This window comes from Natronosalvus amylolyticus, assembly GCF_024298845.1.
Classification (GTDB): domain Archaea; phylum Halobacteriota; class Halobacteria; order Halobacteriales; family Natrialbaceae; genus Natronosalvus; species Natronosalvus amylolyticus.
Genome location: NZ_CP101156.1, coordinates 2,782,953 through 2,803,647, shown reverse-complemented (window position 1 = coordinate 2,803,647; position 20,695 = coordinate 2,782,953). Strand labels below are relative to the sequence as shown.

The window sequence follows — 20,695 nt, the reverse complement described above, 5'->3', positions numbered from 1 at the left end:
GATAGAAAATCGCGAGCCCCCTCAGCAGATACCGGGTTCTTCGCTGACCGATTCGATGTCTACCTCGACAGACACTAACTCTTCGCCATCTTCGTCAGTGAACGCAACTTCGACCTCAAGCAAACCGGGCCCGTCAGCGGTTAGTTCGAGTCCGTCCTCCCACGTTTCGTCCTCACCAGATCCGAGTTCGAGTTCGCCATCCGGCAGCTGGTGATCGATCGAGACGTCACCGCTGATGACATCGATTTCGAAGCCACCCTCGATCGTTTCACCTCCTTGGTTCTCGAGTTCGACCTCGTAGGACGACGACTGACCGTCACCAAGTGCATCAACGCCGGTAATGGAAAGCGCGACTTCGCGAGGAACCTGCACCTGGTCGCCGCCGAGGGCCGCTGCATGACCCTCACCGGCCGACGTGGAGTCAGTGTTCCACGCCAACACCTCGAGGAAATCGGGGTATTCGGTGTAGACGTCGTGCCAGCAACACCAGCTCTCCCAGTTGTTCATACCACTTCCATCAGCCTCGGCATCGAGGCCAAGCTCTTCGCCGGCCTCGGTGATTTCGATGGTGCCGGGTGCATCACCGTAGCCTGCGCCATCGATCCCGAACATTCCATCGAACTGGCCAAGTGGACCAAGGAAGCCAGCCGGATCGTCCAGCCCATCCTGAGTTTTGACGAGTAGCCCGCCTCCAGCATTGACGAAGTCAGCGATGTCGTCAGAGCGATCGATCAGCACCTCGTTCTGACTGTTGGTGAGGCCGTTACCGGATCCCCAGCCGAGTTGGTCATCTCCACTGACGACCCCGAGCATAGCGTAGTTGTCAAAGTCGACCGTTTCCATCTCGTCCTCTTCGTACACGAAGTCTACGACTTCGTCGACCTGTGGATCCTTGCCAACATCGCCCTCCCAGTAATCGATGATATTAGAGTAGGAATTAGGGTACCCACCTAACACGAGTATTCCATCCTGCCCATTGGTGACATCGTCGAGTAGTGAGGCAACCATCTCGGCATGCTCTTCCGGTGGTCCGTGACCATCCCTTCCGGGTGCCAACTCCGAATCCAGCCCCATAACGATGACTGGCCCACCAGCCTCGTCCCTCTCACCGATTTCGTCCCAGGTCGCTTCTTTCGGTTCGACACACTCCGGTGGAACATCCGGATCGGGACACTCCACGTCCGCCACAAGCGTGATCGTATCCTCGAGCTCGTCGAGGAGTGCCGCTTCATCGTTCGCGTTGATCCCGTGCGTGTTCGTCCGGATCCCGATACAGTAACACTCGCCGAGTTCGACCGCTGTGGCGTTCTCTGTACCGAGTATCGACGCCTCGTCGTCGTCCTCGAGGTAAAAGTCGACGCGGGGTTCACCCTCGTACGGACCGCTCTCGACGACCGGCCAGTTATCGTCCTGATGAATCCAGACGCAGGCGTCTTCTTTCCCCTGGTTACAGATCTGGAAGACGTTGTGGAACCACGTCCGGGAGTTCGAGTTGACGCCCTCACCGCCGTTCGGGTTCTCCGAGATGTCGACGTATAGGTGTCCATTATCGTCTAATTCGACGTAGTTGTCCCCGTGCAACGTCTCACACTCGTCCAGTCCGAGATACGCGTCCGGGTCTTCCGCGACCTGGATCGTGACGGCTCTATTCGATTCGACTCTACTGAATGCGCCGGTTCCGAGCAGTGCGCTCCCGCCGAGGGAGGCGCTACCGACTCCGACCAAGAATTTTCGTCTGTCCATAGTTGGTATCCTGTTGTCACCCATCTACCGCTGTCGAGCGGTGGATGTACAGATAGCCATCTATGTACCGCCACATGTGTATTGATGATATACCAATTAGGCATGAAATATTGTATTCCTCCATTTTCTAATTGCTTGCTTCAAGAGGAGGGCAAAACCCCTTACACGGGGAACGTGTGTCGATCAAGCATGCATTTCCAGTGTGATTTCAACCGAAGTCAATGCCTCCCTCGAGAGGCAATTCACCGGGTGAAGTGTCTCCTCGTATCAGCGTCTCCGGGCACCGACTCGAGCGTGGGTCCCTCTGATACCGGCACGTCGTTTCACAGCAAGCCGGTCACGTAATTCACCGAGTCGGTTCGAGCAAATACCCCGAGTTCGATCGAGGTAATTCGAACGAAATCGTTCACTCGAGAGGGACGTTTCCGGTCTCCCTCGATACCATACTGACGTTGCCCCGAAGTGACCGCATTCAACGCCCGGTTGTACGTTTACTACGAGTTTATGGTCAAGTACCTCGAGGGAGAAGCGGTCTCAAATCGGTTGGGGAAACCGTGGAGGGGGACATGAAACGACGGAGATTCATACTCGGAACGGCGACAGCGAGCATCGGTGGGAGTGCACTCCTCGGGAGCGGTGCGTTCTCGAGGGTCGACGGTCATCGGAACGTGCACATAGAAGTCGTGGGTGACGATGACGCCTATCTTCGACTCGAGTATCCGACGGTCGAGATCGTCGATTGTGCTGGAACAGTGACGCTGCTCACGGTCACGAACCGGTTGAAGGCCGCCATCGACGAAATGGGGTTCGAGCTTATCGACGCCGACGACCTAGACGTCGAAGCTATCGAGCTACCCGATACGCCGATCGGCGTCGGCGAACAGGGCGAAGTAACGGCGGTGATAGCATGCAACGAGGACGTCACGAGTCGCGTCGGCTTCGAAATCAACGTCGACGGGACCGACCTCGCCGTCGAAGCCCATCGGACCGACGCCGACGCCATCGACGTGGAGTGTGCATGTCCCTGTGACTCAGAAACTGCTTGGAGCGACGGCGAACCGTACAATCCGGAGGGAAGAGGGAACTGGGCGACGTATACGCTGTGGGAGGACGGGATGGCATACGATCTCGTCGCCGGGCAACACATGGAGGCAGGGGTGGTCACGTTCAGCAAGGATGATGGCCACGTGGAGATCACTATCGATCTCCACGACGGCTGGTCGTTACAGGACGTCGAAGAACCGGTGAAGATCCAGGGATATGACGAACCCCCGTCCGGGAATCCAGCACCCGGACAGTTCTCGACGTACAAAGGTGGCAAAGCGAAGATCTCCGTAGAGAACTATCCCTACTACGGCGTCCACCTCGACGTGGAGAAGTGTGGAAAAAGCTGATACAGTCTACTGTAACTTTTTACCGGTTACTGCGACTCGATAGGTCAATTACCGGGAAGAAACGACAGTAAACCGTATGGAAGAATGGCACCCACACGACGGTCGACCGCCACGATGAAAGTACTCGCTGGAGACACCTCGTTCACGAGATCGGCTGTTCAGTGAACGAGGTCGGTGACCGATATCGCTAGGTGGTATTGGCTGCGGACGTACTACAGCCGTTCATAATCGGTCCGGACGCTTCGAGAATCACTCGCCGTCGACGGGAACGAGATCGGCCGGATCGACCCACTCGAATCGAGTATCCCCAGCCCGGACCCCGAACTGATCACTTGAGTATGTCCTCCCTTCGTTTTCGGCCATCGACTCGAGGGCGCCGAACGCTTCATCGAGCTCTTCGAGTTCCACATCCTTACTGCTCGACGTGGTTGGTTCCGTCTCCCCCGCGGAGTCAGGTGATACGTCCGATAGATCACCCAAGAGTGATTCAAGGGTACTATCAGCCGGCTCGAGTTCCTCGAGCGCTCTTTCCTCACTGTTCCGGTTCGGAATCGGCTCTTCAATCGTGGTCGTGTCAGTTGCGTTCCCCGTAACTGTCGTCGATTCCCCATCAGTCGAATCGCCGTATCCAATGACGGATCGGACGCGATCGAGTCTCCCCCAAGACATGGAGCAACGATCGGCCATAACGAATATAAACCCCAGTGACGGTTCAGCGATCGTTCCGGTTTGGTCGCTCCCCTCTTCGTTTCGGGTGTGACTTCCGCCAGGAACAATACGCGGTAGCGATGGATCAACGTTAGATTGGACGAACGACGACTGACAGCAACAGGTTTCTTGGCGATTGGATGTACCTGCGTCGATCCGAGGTGCGACTCGAGAACGCTGCCGGTTGCGGTGACGTAGTTCATCCATCCGTCGTTACAGGGTATCGATACCGCCAGTTCAAGTTGTGCCGTCGCGGCCATCGGGGAGTCCCTAAAACTCTGCACGCCGTCAGAAACTGGAAAACGAGGGTCAACCGATTCGGCGACGAGAGTCGCTCTATCTAACTCACTAGGAAGAGATCAGCCACACTCACCGATACGAGCCGTTGAACACGCGGGCCCCACACACGGTGCAGTCGACGTTCACCCGCACCACATCGCTCGAGCAACACGACCGTCGAGCACTTTCGACGGTGTCGAGATCTGCCTCACAGGTGGGACACGCCTCGAGAAACGCCCGGAGTCCGGCGATCAGTTCGGTTCGGTTACGGTCTCCGAGTTCGCCCCAGGCAGTAATCCGCTCGCGAAGGCACGGTTCGACGGCGAGGTCGGCATAAAAGGCGGCGTCTGATGGCCATTGTCCGATTGGATCGCCGTCGAACGAGACCACGAACCGTTCGCCGGATTCGGTGGTGAGATGTTCAGGCGATACCTCGAGTACCGCGGCAAGTCGCTCGCTCGCTTCGTCCCCGTCTCGAAGCTCTCTGATCCGCCGCCACCACGCTTCTCGAAAATTGCGAGTGAGTCGGAGGTCGTCGCCGTGTTGTTCTTCCTCGACGATTTCGGCCGTTCGTAACCGTACCTCGGTGTCGAACGGCTCCGAACCACCGTTCGTCCGGAGCGCGGTGCTATCGTCCTCGGCGGTTTTGAGATCGGCGTGTTCTTTCGACTTATCGAAGCGATCGAGAACCCGTTCAGGGAGGTATCGAGCGGTGAGTGTCGGTGTCCCCGGAACGAGATAACCACGCAGGTAAATGACGACGGCGAACGCCAAGAGGGCGATGAAACCCGCCGGAAGCCACAGGACGGCGATCGCAGCGGCAGTAGCCGTCGCAATGATTGCGTTGACGATCGTGCACGGGATACATCTGTTCGCGCCGGTGTACTCAGCGACTCGAAGGCTGTCAATCGTTCGCGCTGGTGTAACCATCAGGCGCTCCGTTGTCGTTCGTCCTACAAAGGTATAGAGAGGTTGTTCCTCGAGAACCAGGCTCTCGTATTCGCTGCTCACCAAGCGATCAGTCCAGACGCAGATCGAAAGGAACGGTTGTCTCCCTTTACTGTGGCTGCGAAGTCGAGCACGTACTCACCGGTACCGCACGACGAGTAGCATATGAACGGCCAGTATCGCCCCCATCGAGTCCAGAATCTAGACGCCTGGAATGGGTGTCGAGCAAAACCCGCTGACAACTCGAGCGAACAGGTGTGAGTGTATTTCAAATAGCTGTGCTACGAGCGATTGTATCCGTACAACTTCCCCATAACAATAAGTGCTCGGTTCGGCTGGTGGATCGGGGATCCAGTATCCACCGCGAGCGGGTAGCGGTGGGGTATCCCCAAATCACCAACGTGATGGCGCTACAATACCATCACTGTGGGGGCGTAGTCGGCCCAGGTCCCCCCTACCGGCTACGATTCGTGAGCCGGGTACCGCCAAAGTTGAAGAGACGAACGTATCGAAAAAAGCCATTGTGAAGGTGTAGATGATAAACGAGACTCGGCTGTCGAACCACATTCGGTCGCAAGTCTCGCTCGCCACAGAGTAGGTGCTGTATCGATATGTTGGGATGCGGCGTTCATCACAACAACGGGAGTATTACCATAATGATGGGGGCTATTCATCTTCTCGGGGGAAACTGACTGACCGCATGAGAACGGACCACTGGGAAACAGCGATCCGAAGCCATCACCAACCAGCTACCAACCACCACCACCATCACCATCACGATTGACATCGTGACCGAATGCTTCGAGAGCGATTCGTCTCACCGGATCGCGTCGCATTCACTTCCCGTGGAGTCGATCCCTCTTTTGACACTGAATTCGGTTGCTACTCGCAAGAAGGGATGGAAGATCACTTTCGTATAGAGTGAGTCTCTCGAGGCGATACCCGTCACCAACACCTCCCGAACCGTGGCTGATTGCCCTTATCCCGCCAGTCGAAGGTTCATAGAACGGACGTGGACCACACCGCTATCGGCCACCGGTTGAGAGCGAAGGCTGTAACAGAGTACCGCCGAGCACTCGAAAGGGGGGTCGGCACTCGATGATACGAGACTACAACGATCCTACAAGCGGGGCGTACATACTGACGTTGTTCACCCCCGATCATCGGTTGAGATGTCCCAACGTGACTATTACCATACTGCCCGAGTGACTGATTCGAGAACGGGGGGTGAACATCCCGTTCACCACACGTCACGGGGGGCCAATGCAAAAAAATAGATGGCTGCTACGGATGGAACGCCGGCCACGGGGTGTGGTCAGATGAAACGAATCACCGGGTTGCTGCTAGCTACCGTTCTTTTGGCCGCCGGTATCGGAGCGACGACTGCGGGGGTCATCCCGCTCGAGGAAACCGATACCGTCTCGGTCGGGAGCGAAGATGACCGACAGGTTGATGCACTCGAATCAGTCGACGACGTCATCGCTCTTCCCGGAACGGGTCCAAACGGTGACTACGTCGTGATCGACGAGTACGACCGACTGGCAATCGATCTGACCGGGGAGAATCCGAACGTGGCAGGCGATGGCGTTCCACCCGCAGCGCTCACGGGGATCGACGACGTACTCGTTCTCGAGTACACTGGATCAGAATCGACGGCGCTCTGGATCGAAACCGACGACGAACGCCTGGATTTTCACACCGAATCAGGGTCGATCACCGACGAGAAAAACGCGATCGTACTCACTCCTGATGAGCGCGTCAGCGTCGGATTTTCGGTAGAGGATGACGACCTCTCCGCGGGCGATCAGTTGACCGCCTCGTTCGCCGTTAGGACGACGCCTCCGACCGACGCGCTGTACGTTCCGTATCCGGACGCTACCATCGAGGTTCTGGCACCCGATAACACGACGCGGGAAGTGACGATCGAATACGCCAGATCCCACATCGAACTCACCGGCGACGCAGAGCGGTTCCGTATCGGACCGAACGCCTCGCTCGAGGAATTCACCGTGCGTTTCGACGATCGTGGCCATCCATCGTTTACGATTGACGCAGAGACGGCCAGGCGCGATGGACTCGTCGAGCGATTGCCTTCGGGTGCCGTCGGAATCGGTGCGTACGCCGTCGAAGACGTGGATGAGGGCAAAGCGATCCGAGACCTCGAGTATCGGTTCGCAGTCGATAGGTCGTGGTTCGCGAAATCCGGGGTGGATCCGACCCAAATCACCGTCTATAGCGATGATGGAGAGCGCGAGAACTGGACGGTGACTGAAACGACTGTCGTGGACGAAACGCCGGAGACCATCTTCGTCGAGGCGAGGGTCGATACGTCCTCGAGACACGTGCTGGCGGTGGAAACCGCCGTATTGGACGTGACCGAGCTGTCGGTCAAACCTGCGACGGTCACGCCTGGTGAAGAATTCACCGTTAGGGCGACAATCGAGAACCTCGGTCTAGCGAGCGGTACCGACGAGATGGCGGTGATGGTTGACGGCGACCCGATCGGGACCATGACGGCGAGCGCTGACGCCGATGAAGCGGTAACGGAGACGTTCGAGCACACGATAGACGAACCAGGCGAATACGAACTTCGAGTCGGTAACGCCGACCCGGTAACGTTGGTCGTCGGAAACGCGGACGACACGGCACACACCGATTCTTCGAGTGCCACCAGTGCCGAAGATAGCGGAACTGAAAACGCTGGAGAGGCGGAGACGAACCACGATATCGACGGGTCGGGAGAACTAATCGATGAGGCCGGCGCGTTCGGCCCGATACGGGTTACCGCGGTTTTCGTGGCGATATCGACCAGTCTCGGGACGATCTGGCTGATCCGACGCTCGAGATACTAATCGAGAGACGGATTTCGGCGGTTTTCATACTGGCGACGAATCACCGAACGGCACCGCTGGCGCTGGGAGGTGGGAACTATAGTAGCAATTGGAAGTCATTCCATATCCTATCGCATGACGGCATCGCGATAGGTGTGCGAATCGTTTCAACTGCTACTCTATCTGTTAGTCGTTGGGACAAAAAACGGAGTTTCGGGCCGCTGGTGATCGGACTACTCGGTCAGCGGAGCGAAGTCCATATCTCGCAATCGAGACCGTCGCGACTGGTATGTGTGAACAATCGACGAGACGCCGAACATCAGTACCAGAATTCCCGTGAGCGTTCCCCATCCGATACTGAACGGATAGAGTCCGAGATGAGTCGTCAGTACCAACAGGCCGCTCAGTGCGGTCAGGCCGAGGTAGTGGACGTGCCAGGGAATGTCGTTCTCCGGCACGTACTCGAGGTACATTCGTACCTGCTCGGCACGGGGCGTGAGGCGCATCTCACCTCGAGCCTTGTCGTAGTCGATGATATCGAGGTCGTCGAGTTTCGGTAGATGGGTCTGCCGTAACGCCGTATAGACGCTCTTTCGGTTGCTGTAATTACTCTCTTCCGGTGAGTCGGACGTCTCCTGGTCGGTAACGTAATCGACGACGTCTCGTAGTTCGACTATCTCTTTATCCACGTTCTGTAAGTACTGAATGACGCAAACGCGACGATAATTACTAAGTATGTCGAAGATATCGCTCCGCGATATCCTTCTCGGTTCATCCCGTTTATGGATGCCTATTCCCCCCTTTATGTCGTGTTGAAGGCTAGTTTTCATCGTGTTTCCCCCTTCTGTGTGGGCATCGACGGCAAGATCTCCCCCCTGGTAGTTAGCGCATACCCCAGTAGATGTTGCCACCCAACAAACAGTTGGCACTGGCCAGAAACATTAAGTATATCCTACTGTTCATCGATTGAACGTTGACCGGTCAGGGACCAACATAGCATAGTCAGTGTTCAGGTATGGCCAGAAAAAGCAATAGTCGCGTTAATGTCAACCTAACCCTAATTTAGACGCTCTCCAGAAGCGTCCTCGAGACTGGCGTTCAATGAACAAAAAAGTACAAATGTAAAGAACATATTGTATCGCTATTTGTTTAATATCTCAGTCACACACCACTAAGAAGGCTCAAAAGACATTTGTAAATAATATAGTCTTCTTCGTTTATTAGTAATGTCAATTTTGCATTCATAACAGAGAACCTCCTATCCTCGAACATCACCGTCAGCACCTGCTTACTTTCAGGTACGCTAACGGTTACCCGTGAGTCACCTTTGCACTTACTTGCAGGAAAGTCGTCACTTACACGCAAGTAACCTGTTTCACCACCGAAGAGAACCGATTTTCGGCACGTTCGATCGGGATATAAACTGCGTATCTTTTCTATCGACTGGCCCGTCACGTCTTCAAAACAGGTGACGTTCCCAACCTCCGGGAACAGCGAGCACCGATTAGTATCGCTCGAGACCACTCTTCAGGTATGCACTACATCGTTGCAACCGATGGGTCAGACGAGAGCGAAGAGGCCATCCGCTACGGCGCCCACCAGGCTATCGCCCTCGACGCAGGCCTCGAGGTCGTCCACGTGTTGACTCCACAGACCGAACTGATCGACGGCGAGATCGTCATGCCCGGCGGTGACAGGGCCGTCGAGTATGGCGAGCAAACACTCGAGAATGCGACCGGATTAATCGAGGATGTCCTCGAGGCACACGATACGATACTCGAGATCGAGACGACCCTGCTAGCTGGCCATCCGGCCAACGCCATCACCGACCACGCCGACGACGTGGGTGCCGACGCGATCTACGTCGGCCATCGCGGCCTCTCGAGTGAACGCCAGCGACTTGTTGGTAGCGTCGCCAAAAGCGTCGTCGATAAATCGAACGTCCCCGTCACGATCTGTCGGTGAGCGCGAGCGAGTCGCCGACCAACAGTATCTTTTCTCCACCTCCGAAAGCCACTGTATGCGCCAGCTGGTGGTATCACTCGAGCCCGTTCGTGACTCGCCTGGCGAGTGTCGGGGGTCCGTTTCGGTGGCCGGTGATCGCCCGTGACCGACGAGTCGGCGACCTACCGGACCGTCGAATCGGCGGCCACCGCCAGCTTCGTCGTACAAGGCTCGGAGTTCATCGGTCACGTTCGCCCCGTCGAGTCAGTCGAAGGGGCGGAGTCGTTCGTCGAGTCCGTCGAAACCGAGTACGACGATGCCACGCACAACGTTCCGGCCTATCGCGTCCGCGCGGACACCGAGGGCCTCCTTCGCGAGTACTCGAGCGACGACGGCGAGCCCACCGGCTCGGCGGGGAAGCCGGCACTGAACGTCCTGACACAGCGCGACATCGAGAACGTCGCCGTCGTCGTCACCCGTTACTACGGGGGGACGAACCTCGGGGTGGGTGGTCTCGTGCGGGCGTACTCCAGAGCGGTCAAAGACGCCGTCGACGCTGCCGGCGTCGTCGAAGAGCGACCCCACGAGCGGCTGTCGATCACCCTCGAGTACGACGATTCGGGAACGGTCCGTGGCATCATCGAGAGCGAGGGGCTCGAGTTCGAAGCCGAGTACACCGCGGACGTGCAGTTCTTCGTTCGCGTCCCGGTGGCCGATGTCGCCGCGCTCCGTGACCGAATCCAGAGTGCAACGAGCGGTCGAGCGGCCATTGAGCGGATTTGAATCCGGTTTTGTTCCGCGTCAGCTGTCAGCCCGTTTTCGTGAATCGGTACACTGATTTGAAGAAATACTTGCCGATAATAACTGATTACGGCGAATATTACTGTAAAATCCGAACGTTTTCCTATCCAGCCGTCGGTCAGTCAGCTATGGAATCAGATCGCGGCTCACTGCTCGAGACCCTCGCCGTGACGGAGGGTGAAGAACCGTTCCGGACCGGCAGCGAGGCCGGCGACGTCGTGTCGCCGATCCATCTCTCTTCGACGTTCGCACTTCCGGGCCTGGACACGGAGATGAGCCTCGAAGACATCGACCCCGATGCCGGCGAGTTCGTCTACTCGCGATTGTCGAATCCGACCAGACACGCCCTGGAAAAACGACTGGCGAGCCTCGAGGGCGGCGAACACGCCATGGCGTTTTCCTCGGGCACTGCAGCCATCTTCACGACGATTCTCTCGTCTGTCGAACCCGGCGACCACATCGTCGCGTTCGACGACCTGTACGCGGGAACCAGACGGATGCTCGAGGCCGTGTTCGAGGGACGACTGGGTCTCGAGGTGACGTTCGTTGATGCAACAGACACCGACGCGGTGGAGGCCGCCGTCACCGAGGACACCGAGTTCGTCTGGATGGAGACGCCGACGAACCCGACGATTGCGCTCTGTGACGTCGAAGCGATTGCAGCGATTGCCGACAGCTACGACGCGACTTTCGGCGTCGACAACACGTTCGCCAGTTCGTACTTCCAGCGCCCGCTCGAGTTAGGTGCGGACGTCGTCGCTCACAGCACCACGAAATACCTGAATGGACACTCCGATTCGGTCGGCGGCGCGGTCATCACGAACGACGACGCGCTGGCCGAGGAACTGCGTTTCCAGCAGCAAGTCGGCGTCGGCGATATGCTCGCGCCGTTCGACAGCTACCTCGTCCTTCGGGGACTCAAGACCCTCCCGCTACGGATGCGCCAGCACGAACGCAACGCGATGGCCGTCGCGGAGTTCCTCGAGGACCGCGAGGAAGTCACGGCCGTCCATTACCCCGGTCTCGAGAGTCACCCACAACACGACCTCGCGAGCGAGCAGATGGACGGCTACGGCGGCATCCTCTCGTTCGAACTCGCAGGCGAACTCGCCGACGCAAAACGCTTCCTCGAGGCGCTCGAGGAGTTCACCCTCGCCGTCAGTGTCGGCGGGGTCGAGAGCCTGATCGAACTCCCGGCAGGGATGACTCACGAACCACTATCTCCAGAGGAACGGGAATTGCTCGGTATTTCCGACACCCTGATTCGAGTGTCGGTGGGCGTCGAAGGGACCGAGGACCTGTTAGCCGACCTCGAGCACGGCTTCGAGGCCATGGGCCGCCCTTCGATGGTCGCCGAAGACGATTGAATCAGTCCTCTGTGGCCCGCTCGTCTTTTTCTGGTGTGGGGGTTTGCTCGAGCGTCATCCCGCGCGATCTGTTCCGCTGTGAGAGTACGACGAGCATGACGAGCCCGACGGCTCTGAGCGTCCCGGTGATCGAGAAGATGAGCAGGTCGGAGGGGACGCCTGCGAGCGTAAACACCCCTTCGGCAAGTAACAGCGGGATTTCGGGCACCATCAACAGCAGGGAGGCAACGGCGTACAGGGCCCGGTTGAGCCGTTTCACGCTGGCGTACTGATAGCCGATAATCGTCACACCGAGTGCGTACACGCCAAGGAACATGGAGACGACGGGAATGACTACCTCGGGAATGAAAAACCCGAGATCGAATACGTCGGTCCAGCCGATGACCTCCCATTCCCCGTTGCGTTGTCGCAAGAACATGATGCCCGGCGAGAAGACGAACGCGAAGGGAACCAGGACCTTGTTGAGCGAGAGCAAGAACGCTATTATCGCCGTCCCGAACTCGTCCGCTTTAGCGACGCCGGCACCGGCGAAGGCCGCGACGGCAACGGGCGGTGTCACGTCGGCCATCAGCCCGAAGTACAGTACGTACAGGTGAGCCGCCAGAATAGCGATGCCTGCAGCCTCGATGGGGCCGCCGAGCATGGCGATCAGGATGATATACATCGCGGTGGTTGGCATCCCCATCCCGAAGATAATCGAAGCGACACCGGTCAACACCAGCAGCGCCAGCATCGACCCGCCGCTGACCGCATCGATGAGGGCAGCGAGGTTCGGTCCGAGCCCGGAGACGCTGATGACGCCGGGAATCACGCCCGCGGCCGCGACGGCGATGACGACCGTGGTGGCCGTTCTGGCGCCCGAGTCCATCGACTTCAGAACGAACGCGCTGAACCGGTAGGCACGGTTGCCGGCAAGCGCCGGCCGCCCCATCTTATTAGCCATCCGCTTGGCTGAATCGTCGACGGCGTCGTCGAGTTCGAGCAGTGGTGCTTCGGTTCGGGGCCGGGCGAGCAAGAAGGCCAAACTCACGATGATGACGATGGTGCCGAGACCGCTCGCCGCCGCGATCAGGGCCGATTCGATACCGCGCGGTTCGCCCGCGCTCTCGAGGCCGAGTCCCACCAGAATCGCATCGGTTACACCGCCGCCGACGACGGTGTAGCTGGCTGCCTGCAAGAGAAAGAGGAGGATAATCGTGCCGATCATCGGGCCTCGAGAGCGCTCGTCGTAAGCAGCGACGAACGCGATGAGCGCGACGACGGCGACGATGGTGAACCAGCCAGCACGATTGATCGAAAATCGGGCGATGACGAGGAAATAAAGCAGGAGGACGACTGGAACCAGGTAGAACCAGCCCGTGCGCAACTTCGACCGTGGATCGGGGAGTTCCGACCGGGGAAGGCCGCCGATGCCTCCACGAACGGCTTCGAAGTGGACCATGACCCACATGCCGAAAAAGAATGCAACTGCGGGCAAGGTTGCGGCGATGATCACGTCGGCGTACGGCGTGCCGGTGAACTCGACGATCAGGAACGCGGCAGCCCCCATCACGGGCGGGAGCATTTGGCCACCGGACGAGGAAGACGATTCGACGGCTCCCGAGAACTCGGGTGAGTACCCCGAGCGCTTCATCAGCGGAATGGTAAACGCGCCCGTCGTCACCGTGTTCGCGATTGAAGACCCCGAGAGCATCCCCATGAAGCCACTCGAGACGACGCTGGCTTTCGCCGGGCCGCCCTTTCGGGTTCCCGTCAGCGAGTATGCGAGATCGATGAACCACTTGCCAGCGCCGCTCATCTCGAGGAACGCGCCGAAGAGAATGAAGATGTAGATGAACCGAACGCTGACGGTCACTGGCGTGGAGAACACCCCGGCCTCGACGGTGTACCAGAGATTGTAGACGATATTTTCCCAGTTTTCGGGCTGGATGGCGAGCGGCCCGAGCGCTGAATCCCGAGGCACGAGATACCCCCATCGGGCGTACACGATGAACATCCCGACCAGGCTCATGAGCAAGATGCCAAGCGCCCGTCGCGTTGCCTCGAGGACGAGCAATAGCCCGAGAACGCCCAGCCAGAACGCATAGGAGGCCTCGTCGACCGGAATTCCGAGCCAGGCGATGGCCATCACCGGGGGCTCGAGGAAGGGCAACACGTCGTGAATTCCCTGTGTATCCTCGAACCGAAAGAGCGCGATCGACCGGATCTCCTCCCACTGGGTAACGATGTAGTGGGCGGGCAAAATCGCGAGCACGATCATGACCACGTCGATCGGCGTTACCCGGTTCATATTGGGGTCGAGCGCGGCCCACCGGCCGAAGGCGGCCAGTTTCGAGACCACCGTACTCAGCGCGTGGTCGGGTCCCAGTCGGTCACGGACGGCCGGTTCGATTCGACCGAGTCGGCGGGTTATGGGTCCGTTGCCGCGACTTGCCGGAAAGAGCAAGAACGCGAGCACGAGTGCGAAGGTGACGTGAATCGCGTTCACTTGCAAGAGCTGAAGCGATCCCAGCCGGACGGTCCCGTACACGGGGATAGTTACGTCGAAGATGAAACTTCTGGCGGCGATCCACATCTGAAACGCCGAAAACGAGATCCCGATGAGCGCGACGAGCATCGCCAGCCGTCCGGTAAGCGTCCGCCGTCGTTCGACCTCCTGTAAAATCTGTTCTTGCTCGGCCTCCGATAACTCGTCGGTGCCGCCAGTATCTACGCTCATATGTGCACCCTTATCCTGTCTTTTCGCCGTCGGTGGACTCGCTCGAGGTCGAGTCGGTCTGTGCGTTCGCTCGAACCGTCAGCGTCACCTGTCCGTCCGAGTGTTCGACCAGATCGTAGCGCTTTCCGTCATCTTGCTCGTCACCGTGTTGGTCTGACTCGAGAACCAGCTCGTGACCAGCAATCGCTCCGGGTGCGACGCGAACCGTTTCGTAGCGGTCGTTGCGGTCGACGACGAACCACTCGCCGTCTCGCTCGACGGACTCGTCGCTCGGCAGTCCGGCCCCGTGTGATCGAAATCGCATCTCAGTCATCTGCAGTGTCGTCCCATCGACGACGTAGACGTCTTCGACCGGCGTTTTCTCGACGCTGTGGGTGTACGCGAGCGTAACGGTGTCACCGTCTTCGACCGGGGCCTCGAGTAGCGTCTCTCCGGTTTCGGCGTCGGCGACGACGAGCGTGTACGCCGGCTCGGTTTCGCCACCCTCGCCGGGCTGGCTCTCGGTTTCGATCGCACTCGTGTCGAACGGGACGCTCGAGGCAGCGCCGAATGCGGAAACGGCGACGAAGCTAGCGACGGCGACGAAGCTGACGGTGACGATGACGGCGGCTCCCAGACGGGCTGGACGACGGGTGAACACGGGTGGCGATCGATCCGTGATTAGCCGAAGTAGGCTTCGGCACCGGGGTGGAGATCGATCGGCATGCCGTCCTGTGCGGTGTCGGCACTGATGAAGTCTGCCTTGATACTGAAGTCGTCGGTGTTGTCGAAGATAGCCGTCGTCACCTCCTCGACGATACCCTCGTCGAGGCCCTCGTGCGTAGCGATCATCGCCTGGACGGAGACTGTCTCGACGTCGTCGTCGACCCCATCGTAGGTGCCGCCGGGGATGGTATCTGCAGCCATCCACTCCGCGTCTTCCATGACGGCATCGCGGACGTCCCCGTCGACCGCAACCAGCGAAATGTCCTCAGTCGAGGCGAGCTCTTCGACCGAGCCGACGGGCCAGCCACCGACGATGACGGCGGCGTCGATGTCACCGTCACGGATCTGGTCGGTCGCGGAGGCGAAGTCGGTGTTCTGTTCTTCGAAGTCCTCGACGCCCGCGGACTCGAGGATCTGGAGCGCGTTGACCTGGGTTCCGCTGCCGAGGTCACCGGTGTTGACCGTCGCGCCCTCGAGGTCTTCGACCGATTCGATGCCCGAGTCGGCCTGAGTGATGATGTGAATCGTTTCGGGATACAGCGTGGCGACGCCACGGATGTTCTCGATAGGTTGGCCCTCGAAGTCTTCGATGCCGGTTCCGTTGACGGCGAAGAAGGCGATGTCGTTCTGGATCAGCGCGAAGTCTGCCTCTTCGCGTCCGAGACTCCCGACGTTTTCGACGCTCGCACCGGTCGATTGCACCTGCAGTCCGTGTGGGGTGTTTGCTTCCACGATAGACTTCATCTCGCCCGAAAGCGGGTAGTAGGTACCGCCCGTGCCACCCGCGTGCCAGGAGAGTACCTCACCCCCCTCGTCCGGATCGGCGTCTTCGATGTCCTCTTCCTCGTCGGTATCGTCGGTGTCGTCCGTGTCGTCGGTGTCGTCCGTGTCGTCGGTATCGTCAACGTCGTCTGCGTCGTCGACGTCGTCCGTGTCATCACCGTTTGCGTCGTCGTCGACATCGTCACCGATGCAGCCTGCGATACTTGCCAGTCCAGCAACCCCTGAGACCGCAATGAAGCGGCGTCGTTTGAGTGGTCGCACCATGACAGCGACAAAACTACACCAGTTGATTAATAATCCCTGCATAAATTGAATATTATCGTGATATAGTTCGAATTTTGAGCCACATGCTCCTTGAAAACTCAACTTATTGTGAAACTCTCCGCTGCTCGAGTAACGGTCGCCACTCGATTCGGAGACGAGGCGAGTATCTCGAATCGAAATACCTAATCACCATCTCTCGAAATGGTGACTATGCACACGGTTTCGCCGACTGATTATCACGAGATTACGCAGGTTTCTGACCCACAACTGTCGCCTGATGGTGACCGGGTCGCGTTCGTCCGCACGGTTCCAGAGGACGACGAGACGCTCGAGGCGACGATTTACGTGGTTCCTTTCGGCGGGGACGATCCTACCCAGTTCACCGTCAGTGAGGGCGTCGACAGCCAGCCACGCTGGAGTCCCGACGGTTCCCACCTCGCGTTCGTCAGCACGCGCGGGGCCGACGACGATCGGCCACAGCTGTGGCTCCTTCCCACCGACGGCGGGGAAGCCCGTCAGGTAACGAGCGTCGTTGGAGGCGTGAGCGGCCTCGAGTGGAGCCCCGACGGCTCGAAGCTCCTCTTTACGCAGTCGTCGACCCCCGAGGACCGCGAGGAGGGACGAGATATGGCCGTCGAGAGCGACTACGAACCGGAGACGCCCGACCCGCGCGTCATCGACCGCATGATCTACCGGGCTGCCCAGCGTTACACCGACGGTCGGCGAAGCCACGTTTACACCCTCGAGGTAGCGAAGGCCCTCGAACAGGGTGTCGTTACCGAGGGCGACAACGACGCCATCACGCGGTTAACCGACGGTGGCGAGGACTTTACCGGGGCGACCTGGGGTGACGGGGAAACGATCTACTACGCACGAAAGCTTGGCGAGGAACCCGACGACTCCATCGAATCAGAAATCCTGGCCCACGACCTCGACACAGGCGACGTCGAGGCGGTCACCGAAACCGTCGGCTGGGTAACCTCGCTCGAGGCGACCGAAGACGGGCGGGTTGCCTATCCGCGGACCCCACGAGAGCGGTTTACGCTCCGTCAGACGAACCTCGAGGTGTACGACCGGACGACCGAGACGGCCGTGACGGTCACCGATTCGATCGATCGGACGATTACCGGTCGTTTCGAGTGGAGTCCTGACGACTCGACGCTGTATTTCTTGACGCCCGACGAGGGGTCGGTCGTCTGCTGGTCGGTCCCGGGCGACGGAAGCGAACCGCCGACGAAAGTGTACGGCGAGGGAGTTACGGTCGAAGACTTTTCCGTGGGTCAAAACGCCGTCGCCTACATCCAGAGCGAGTGGGACCATCCCGGCGATGTCTTCGCGTCCACGCGCGCGGGCAACGAAGCGACACGACTGACTCGCGTGAACGCGGACTACCTCGAGGACAGAGCCGTTGCCCAACCAGAAGAACTTCGCTACGAGAGCGAACAGGGGCCGGTACAGGGCTGGGTTCTCACGCCTCCGAACTTTGCGGAGGAGGAGTCCTATCCACTCGTCGTCGAAATTCACGGCGGGCCACACGGCCAGTGGACCGAAAGCGGCACGATGTGGCACGAGTTCCAGAGCCTCGCGGCTGCGGGATACGTCGTCTTCTGGTCGAACCCTCGCGGATCGATCGGGTATGGCGAAGACCACGCCGCAGCCATCGAACGCGACTGGGGTGCCGTCACGCTGACGGATATCCTCGCCGGCGTCGACCTCGTTTGTGCACGCGAGTACGTCGACACCGACGAGCAGTACGTCACCGGCGGCAGTTTCGGCGGCTTCATGACCGCCTGGACGGTCGGCCAGACCGACCGGTTCCGGGCCGCGGTGAGCCAGCGTGGGGTCTACGACTTCACGAGCTTTTACGGTTCGACGGACGCGTTCAAACTCGTCGAGGGTGACTACGGTGTCACCCCGTGGGAGGACCCCGAATACCTGTGGGAGCAGTCGCCGGTTGCGCACGTACCCGACGTCGAGACGCCCACGCTGGTGCTCCACTCGGACGAGGACTATCGGACGCCGGCGAACACGGCCGAACTGTTCTATCTCGGCCTGAAAAAACACGGCGTCGACACCCGCATGGTTCGCTATCCCCGCGAGGGACACGAACTCTCCCGGTCTGGCGAACCCGGTCACGTCGTCGACCGCCTCGAGCGCATCCAACGCTGGTTCGACGGCTACAGCGAGTACAGCGAGGCCCCGCCGGCGCTCGAGCGCGGCCCGAACGAGGGACTCTCGAGTGCGGAAGATGAGGGAACGGACGCGGGTGCTGAGGACGAGAACTGATCCGGTTCGATTGGTTTCTACAGTTGCCGAAGGAGCGTGCTGCTGACGGCAGCGAGGTAGACGGCGATGGCGACGATGATGATCATCGCACCGGTTGCAATGTTCCAGGAATACGAGAGAAAGATGCCACCGAATATTGCGACCTGTCCGAGGATGACGGACAATAGCATTCCACGATTGAAGCTACTCGTGAGTTGCATCGCAGCAGCGACGGGGATGACGAGCATCCCAGCGACGAGAATCGCGCCGAGGATTTGCATCGCGGCGACGACGACCAGCGCCGTGAGGACGATAAGTAACGTATCGTAGAACCAGACGTTGAGTCGGGCGAGTCGGGCGGCTTCCCGGTCGAACGTAATGAACAGCAGTTGCTTGTGGGTCAATCCGACCGTTGCCGCGACGACCATCGTGAGGCCGACCATGAGCTGGACGTTTTCGAACGGGACGAACAGGATGTCCCCGAAGAGATAGCTCTCGACGGTCGAACTGAAGACGACGCCGTAGGAAATAACCGCAATCCCGACTGCGAAGCCGCCGGTGAGCATAATCGCGATTGGTATGTCGGCGTAGCCGTCGGTTTTGACCGCGATATACTGCATCCCGAGGGCAGCAAGTGCGGCCGCGACCAGCGCGAACAACAGCGGGTAATTCACACTCGGCACGGCAGCGCCGACGAACAGACCGATTGCCACGCCGCCAAAGGCCGTGTGGGCGAGGGCCTCACCGATGAGTGCCATCTGTCGGTTGACGAGATACGCACCGACGATTGGGGCGGTAATCCCGATCAAAATCCCGGCCGTGAACCCTCGCTGGAGGAAGCCACTACAGACGAGCCACGTATCGACGGTGCTACAGGTCGCTCCCCAGAACAGGTCGTACACCGTCGGAAAGCCGACGAACACCACCGACCACTCGCGAGGGACTGGCATCTCGAGTCCCCGCTCGGAGCCGAACGGAAACTCGAGGAAGAGCGTCGGCCACTGCTGTGGCGCAAGCGCAGGAATCCACCCCAGAATAAATATCGTGGACAGAACCGTCACCGCGATGAGGGCGCCGGAAACGGCGTACTCCTCGGGAAGCCGTCGAGTCCAGTCGAGACGGTTAGTTGCCACCATCAATCACCTGCGGCGAGTTGCTGTGAACTGACGACGCGCGCTGAACTGAACGCCTGTTCGAGCGCATCGCTCTCGAGGAACTGCCCGGTTTCACAGTGTTCGTAGAGTTCGCAGTCGAGACACGCCATCGTGCTCGCGTGCTGGGTGAGCACGCCGATGTCGTGTTCGATCAGAAGAATCGTGATTCCCTGCCCGTTCAGATCGTCGAGAAGGGTGTAGAACGCTTCGACAGAGTCGGCATCGACACCGACAGTCGGTTCGTCGAGTGCCAGCAGGTCGGCTTCCGACGCAAGGGCCCGCGCGATGTATGCTCGCTGGCGCTGTCCACCTGAGAGGTGGTTGATTCGTCGGTCGGCGAGATCCGAGATTCCCACAGTCTCGAGCGCGTCGTCGATACTCTCGCGATCCGCCTCGTTGAGGGGCCCGATTCCGGCGTGTACGTATCGCCCCATCCTGACGACTTCGCGGACGGTGACCGGCATCGTCGCGTCGGCATCCGTCGAGTGCTGTGAGACGTACCCTAGACGGGCACCGTCTTTGAACGACGATGCTGGCGTCCCGAACAGTTCGACGGTACCTGAATCGGGTGATTGCAACCCCAGCATAATTTGCAACAGCGTCGTCTTGCCGGAGCCATTCGGCCCGACTATTCCGAGAAAGTCCCCCTCCTCGACTGACAGTGAAACGTCTTTCAAGACAGGCCGGTCTTCGTAGGAGAAGGAAACGTTCTCAACGGCGATTGCATAACTCATAGTAACATCGTTTGCGTTCTTGATTTCCAGTATTTGCCCTAGCTACCCAAATCTTT

15 protein-coding genes are annotated in these 20,695 nt (G+C 59.2%); 6 read left to right on the top strand and 9 right to left on the bottom strand.

Annotated features, from left to right (window positions below):
* Window positions 1-21: 21 nt before the first annotated feature.
* Complete coding sequence (locus NLK60_RS13135) at window positions 22-1,743, bottom strand: DUF1102 domain-containing protein (protein ID WP_254808224.1); 1,722 nt, start codon at window positions 1,741-1,743, stop codon at window positions 22-24.
* A 566-nt stretch (window positions 1,744-2,309) separates the two neighbouring features.
* Here NLK60_RS13135 and NLK60_RS13130 point away from each other — a divergent pair.
* Window positions 2,310-3,137 (top strand): hypothetical protein, encoded by an 828-nt coding sequence (locus NLK60_RS13130; RefSeq protein WP_254808223.1) that lies wholly within the window; start codon window positions 2,310-2,312, stop codon window positions 3,135-3,137.
* Window positions 3,138-3,386: 249 nt separating this feature from the next.
* On the opposite strand, the gene NLK60_RS13125 is transcribed toward NLK60_RS13130, so the two are convergent.
* Window positions 3,387-3,806 carry a hypothetical protein gene (locus tag NLK60_RS13125; RefSeq protein ID WP_254808222.1) on the bottom strand — a complete coding sequence of 140 codons (420 nt, stop codon included), beginning with the start codon at window positions 3,804-3,806 and terminating at the stop codon, window positions 3,387-3,389.
* A gap of 408 nt (window positions 3,807-4,214) precedes the next feature.
* The gene (locus tag NLK60_RS13120) at window positions 4,215-5,054 is read right to left on the bottom strand and encodes a DUF8054 domain-containing protein (RefSeq protein ID WP_254808221.1); all 840 of its coding nucleotides are present in this window, start codon (window positions 5,052-5,054) and stop codon (window positions 4,215-4,217) included.
* Window positions 5,055-6,391: 1,337 nt separating this feature from the next.
* Here NLK60_RS13120 and NLK60_RS13115 point away from each other — a divergent pair.
* The gene (locus tag NLK60_RS13115; RefSeq protein WP_254808220.1) at window positions 6,392-7,924 is read left to right on the top strand and encodes a CARDB domain-containing protein; all 1,533 of its coding nucleotides are present in this window, start codon (window positions 6,392-6,394) and stop codon (window positions 7,922-7,924) included.
* A gap of 212 nt (window positions 7,925-8,136) precedes the next feature.
* Here the strand turns inward: NLK60_RS13115 and NLK60_RS13110 are convergent, their stop codons facing one another.
* Window positions 8,137-8,733, bottom strand: coding sequence for a DUF7344 domain-containing protein (locus NLK60_RS13110; protein ID WP_425499051.1), 597 nt, complete (start codon window positions 8,731-8,733; stop codon window positions 8,137-8,139).
* 703 nt (window positions 8,734-9,436) lie between these two features.
* On the opposite strand from NLK60_RS13110, the gene NLK60_RS13105 reads away from it, so the two are divergent.
* From NLK60_RS13105 to NLK60_RS13095, 3 genes are all read left to right on the top strand, one after another.
* On the top strand, window positions 9,437-9,868 hold the full coding sequence (locus NLK60_RS13105) for a universal stress protein (protein WP_254808218.1): 432 nt from the start codon (window positions 9,437-9,439) through the stop codon (window positions 9,866-9,868).
* Between the two features lie 141 nt (window positions 9,869-10,009).
* Entirely contained in the window at window positions 10,010-10,630 is a 621-nt protein-coding gene (locus NLK60_RS13100) for an IMPACT family protein (RefSeq protein ID WP_254808217.1), read from the top strand.
* 146 nt (window positions 10,631-10,776) lie between these two features.
* Complete coding sequence (locus tag NLK60_RS13095; protein WP_254808216.1) at window positions 10,777-12,015, top strand: trans-sulfuration enzyme family protein; 1,239 nt, start codon at window positions 10,777-10,779, stop codon at window positions 12,013-12,015.
* 1 nt (window position 12,016) lies between these two features.
* Here the strand turns inward: NLK60_RS13095 and NLK60_RS13090 are convergent, their stop codons facing one another.
* The 3 genes from NLK60_RS13090 to NLK60_RS13080 are packed head-to-tail and all read right to left on the bottom strand — an operon-like array spanning window position 12,017 to window position 16,486.
* Window positions 12,017-14,734: a TRAP transporter permease gene (locus tag NLK60_RS13090; protein WP_254808215.1), complete on the bottom strand. Its 2,718-nt coding sequence runs from the start codon at window positions 14,732-14,734 to the stop codon at window positions 12,017-12,019.
* Window positions 14,735-14,744: 10 nt separating this feature from the next.
* A complete protein-coding gene (locus NLK60_RS13085) occupies window positions 14,745-15,374 on the bottom strand; it encodes a DUF1850 domain-containing protein (protein WP_311136934.1) in 630 nt (209 codons plus the stop codon).
* Between the two features lie 20 nt (window positions 15,375-15,394).
* Window positions 15,395-16,486 (bottom strand): TAXI family TRAP transporter solute-binding subunit, encoded by a 1,092-nt coding sequence (locus tag NLK60_RS13080; RefSeq protein ID WP_254808214.1) that lies wholly within the window; start codon window positions 16,484-16,486, stop codon window positions 15,395-15,397.
* Window positions 16,487-16,696: 210 nt separating this feature from the next.
* Here NLK60_RS13080 and NLK60_RS13075 point away from each other — a divergent pair, with 210 nt between their 5' ends.
* Window positions 16,697-18,772, top strand: coding sequence for a S9 family peptidase (locus NLK60_RS13075; protein WP_254808213.1), 2,076 nt, complete (start codon window positions 16,697-16,699; stop codon window positions 18,770-18,772).
* Window positions 18,773-18,789: 17 nt separating this feature from the next.
* Here NLK60_RS13075 and NLK60_RS13070 read toward each other — a convergent pair whose 3' ends face one another.
* Both NLK60_RS13070 and NLK60_RS13065 read right to left on the bottom strand, forming a co-directional pair.
* Window positions 18,790-19,701, bottom strand: coding sequence for a metal ABC transporter permease (locus NLK60_RS13070; RefSeq protein WP_254810488.1), 912 nt, complete (start codon window positions 19,699-19,701; stop codon window positions 18,790-18,792).
* Window positions 19,702-19,886: 185 nt separating this feature from the next.
* Window positions 19,887-20,639: a metal ABC transporter ATP-binding protein gene (locus NLK60_RS13065; protein ID WP_254808212.1), complete on the bottom strand. Its 753-nt coding sequence runs from the start codon at window positions 20,637-20,639 to the stop codon at window positions 19,887-19,889.
* Between the last annotated feature and the right edge of the window lie 56 nt (window positions 20,640-20,695).

Coding starts and splice junctions, on each gene's coding strand:
- NLK60_RS13135 (WP_254808224.1), bottom strand. CDS start 1,743: ATGGACAGACGAAAATTCTTGGTCGGAGTCGGTAGCGCCTCCCTCGGC.
- NLK60_RS13130 (WP_254808223.1), top strand. CDS start 2,310: ATGAAACGACGGAGATTCATACTCGGAACGGCGACAGCGAGCATCGGT.
- NLK60_RS13125 (WP_254808222.1), bottom strand. CDS start 3,806: ATGTCTTGGGGGAGACTCGATCGCGTCCGATCCGTCATTGGATACGGC.
- NLK60_RS13120 (WP_254808221.1), bottom strand. CDS start 5,054: ATGGTTACACCAGCGCGAACGATTGACAGCCTTCGAGTCGCTGAGTAC.
- NLK60_RS13115 (WP_254808220.1), top strand. CDS start 6,392: ATGAAACGAATCACCGGGTTGCTGCTAGCTACCGTTCTTTTGGCCGCC.
- NLK60_RS13110 (WP_425499051.1), bottom strand. CDS start 8,733: ATGAAAACTAGCCTTCAACACGACATAAAGGGGGGAATAGGCATCCAT.
- NLK60_RS13105 (WP_254808218.1), top strand. CDS start 9,437: ATGCACTACATCGTTGCAACCGATGGGTCAGACGAGAGCGAAGAGGCC.
- NLK60_RS13095 (WP_254808216.1), top strand. CDS start 10,777: ATGGAATCAGATCGCGGCTCACTGCTCGAGACCCTCGCCGTGACGGAG.
- NLK60_RS13090 (WP_254808215.1), bottom strand. CDS start 14,734: ATGAGCGTAGATACTGGCGGCACCGACGAGTTATCGGAGGCCGAGCAA.
- NLK60_RS13080 (WP_254808214.1), bottom strand. CDS start 16,486: ATGGTGCGACCACTCAAACGACGCCGCTTCATTGCGGTCTCAGGGGTT.
- NLK60_RS13075 (WP_254808213.1), top strand. CDS start 16,697: ATGCACACGGTTTCGCCGACTGATTATCACGAGATTACGCAGGTTTCT.
- NLK60_RS13070 (WP_254810488.1), bottom strand. CDS start 19,701: ATGCCAGTCCCTCGCGAGTGGTCGGTGGTGTTCGTCGGCTTTCCGACG.
- NLK60_RS13065 (WP_254808212.1), bottom strand. CDS start 20,639: ATGAGTTATGCAATCGCCGTTGAGAACGTTTCCTTCTCCTACGAAGAC.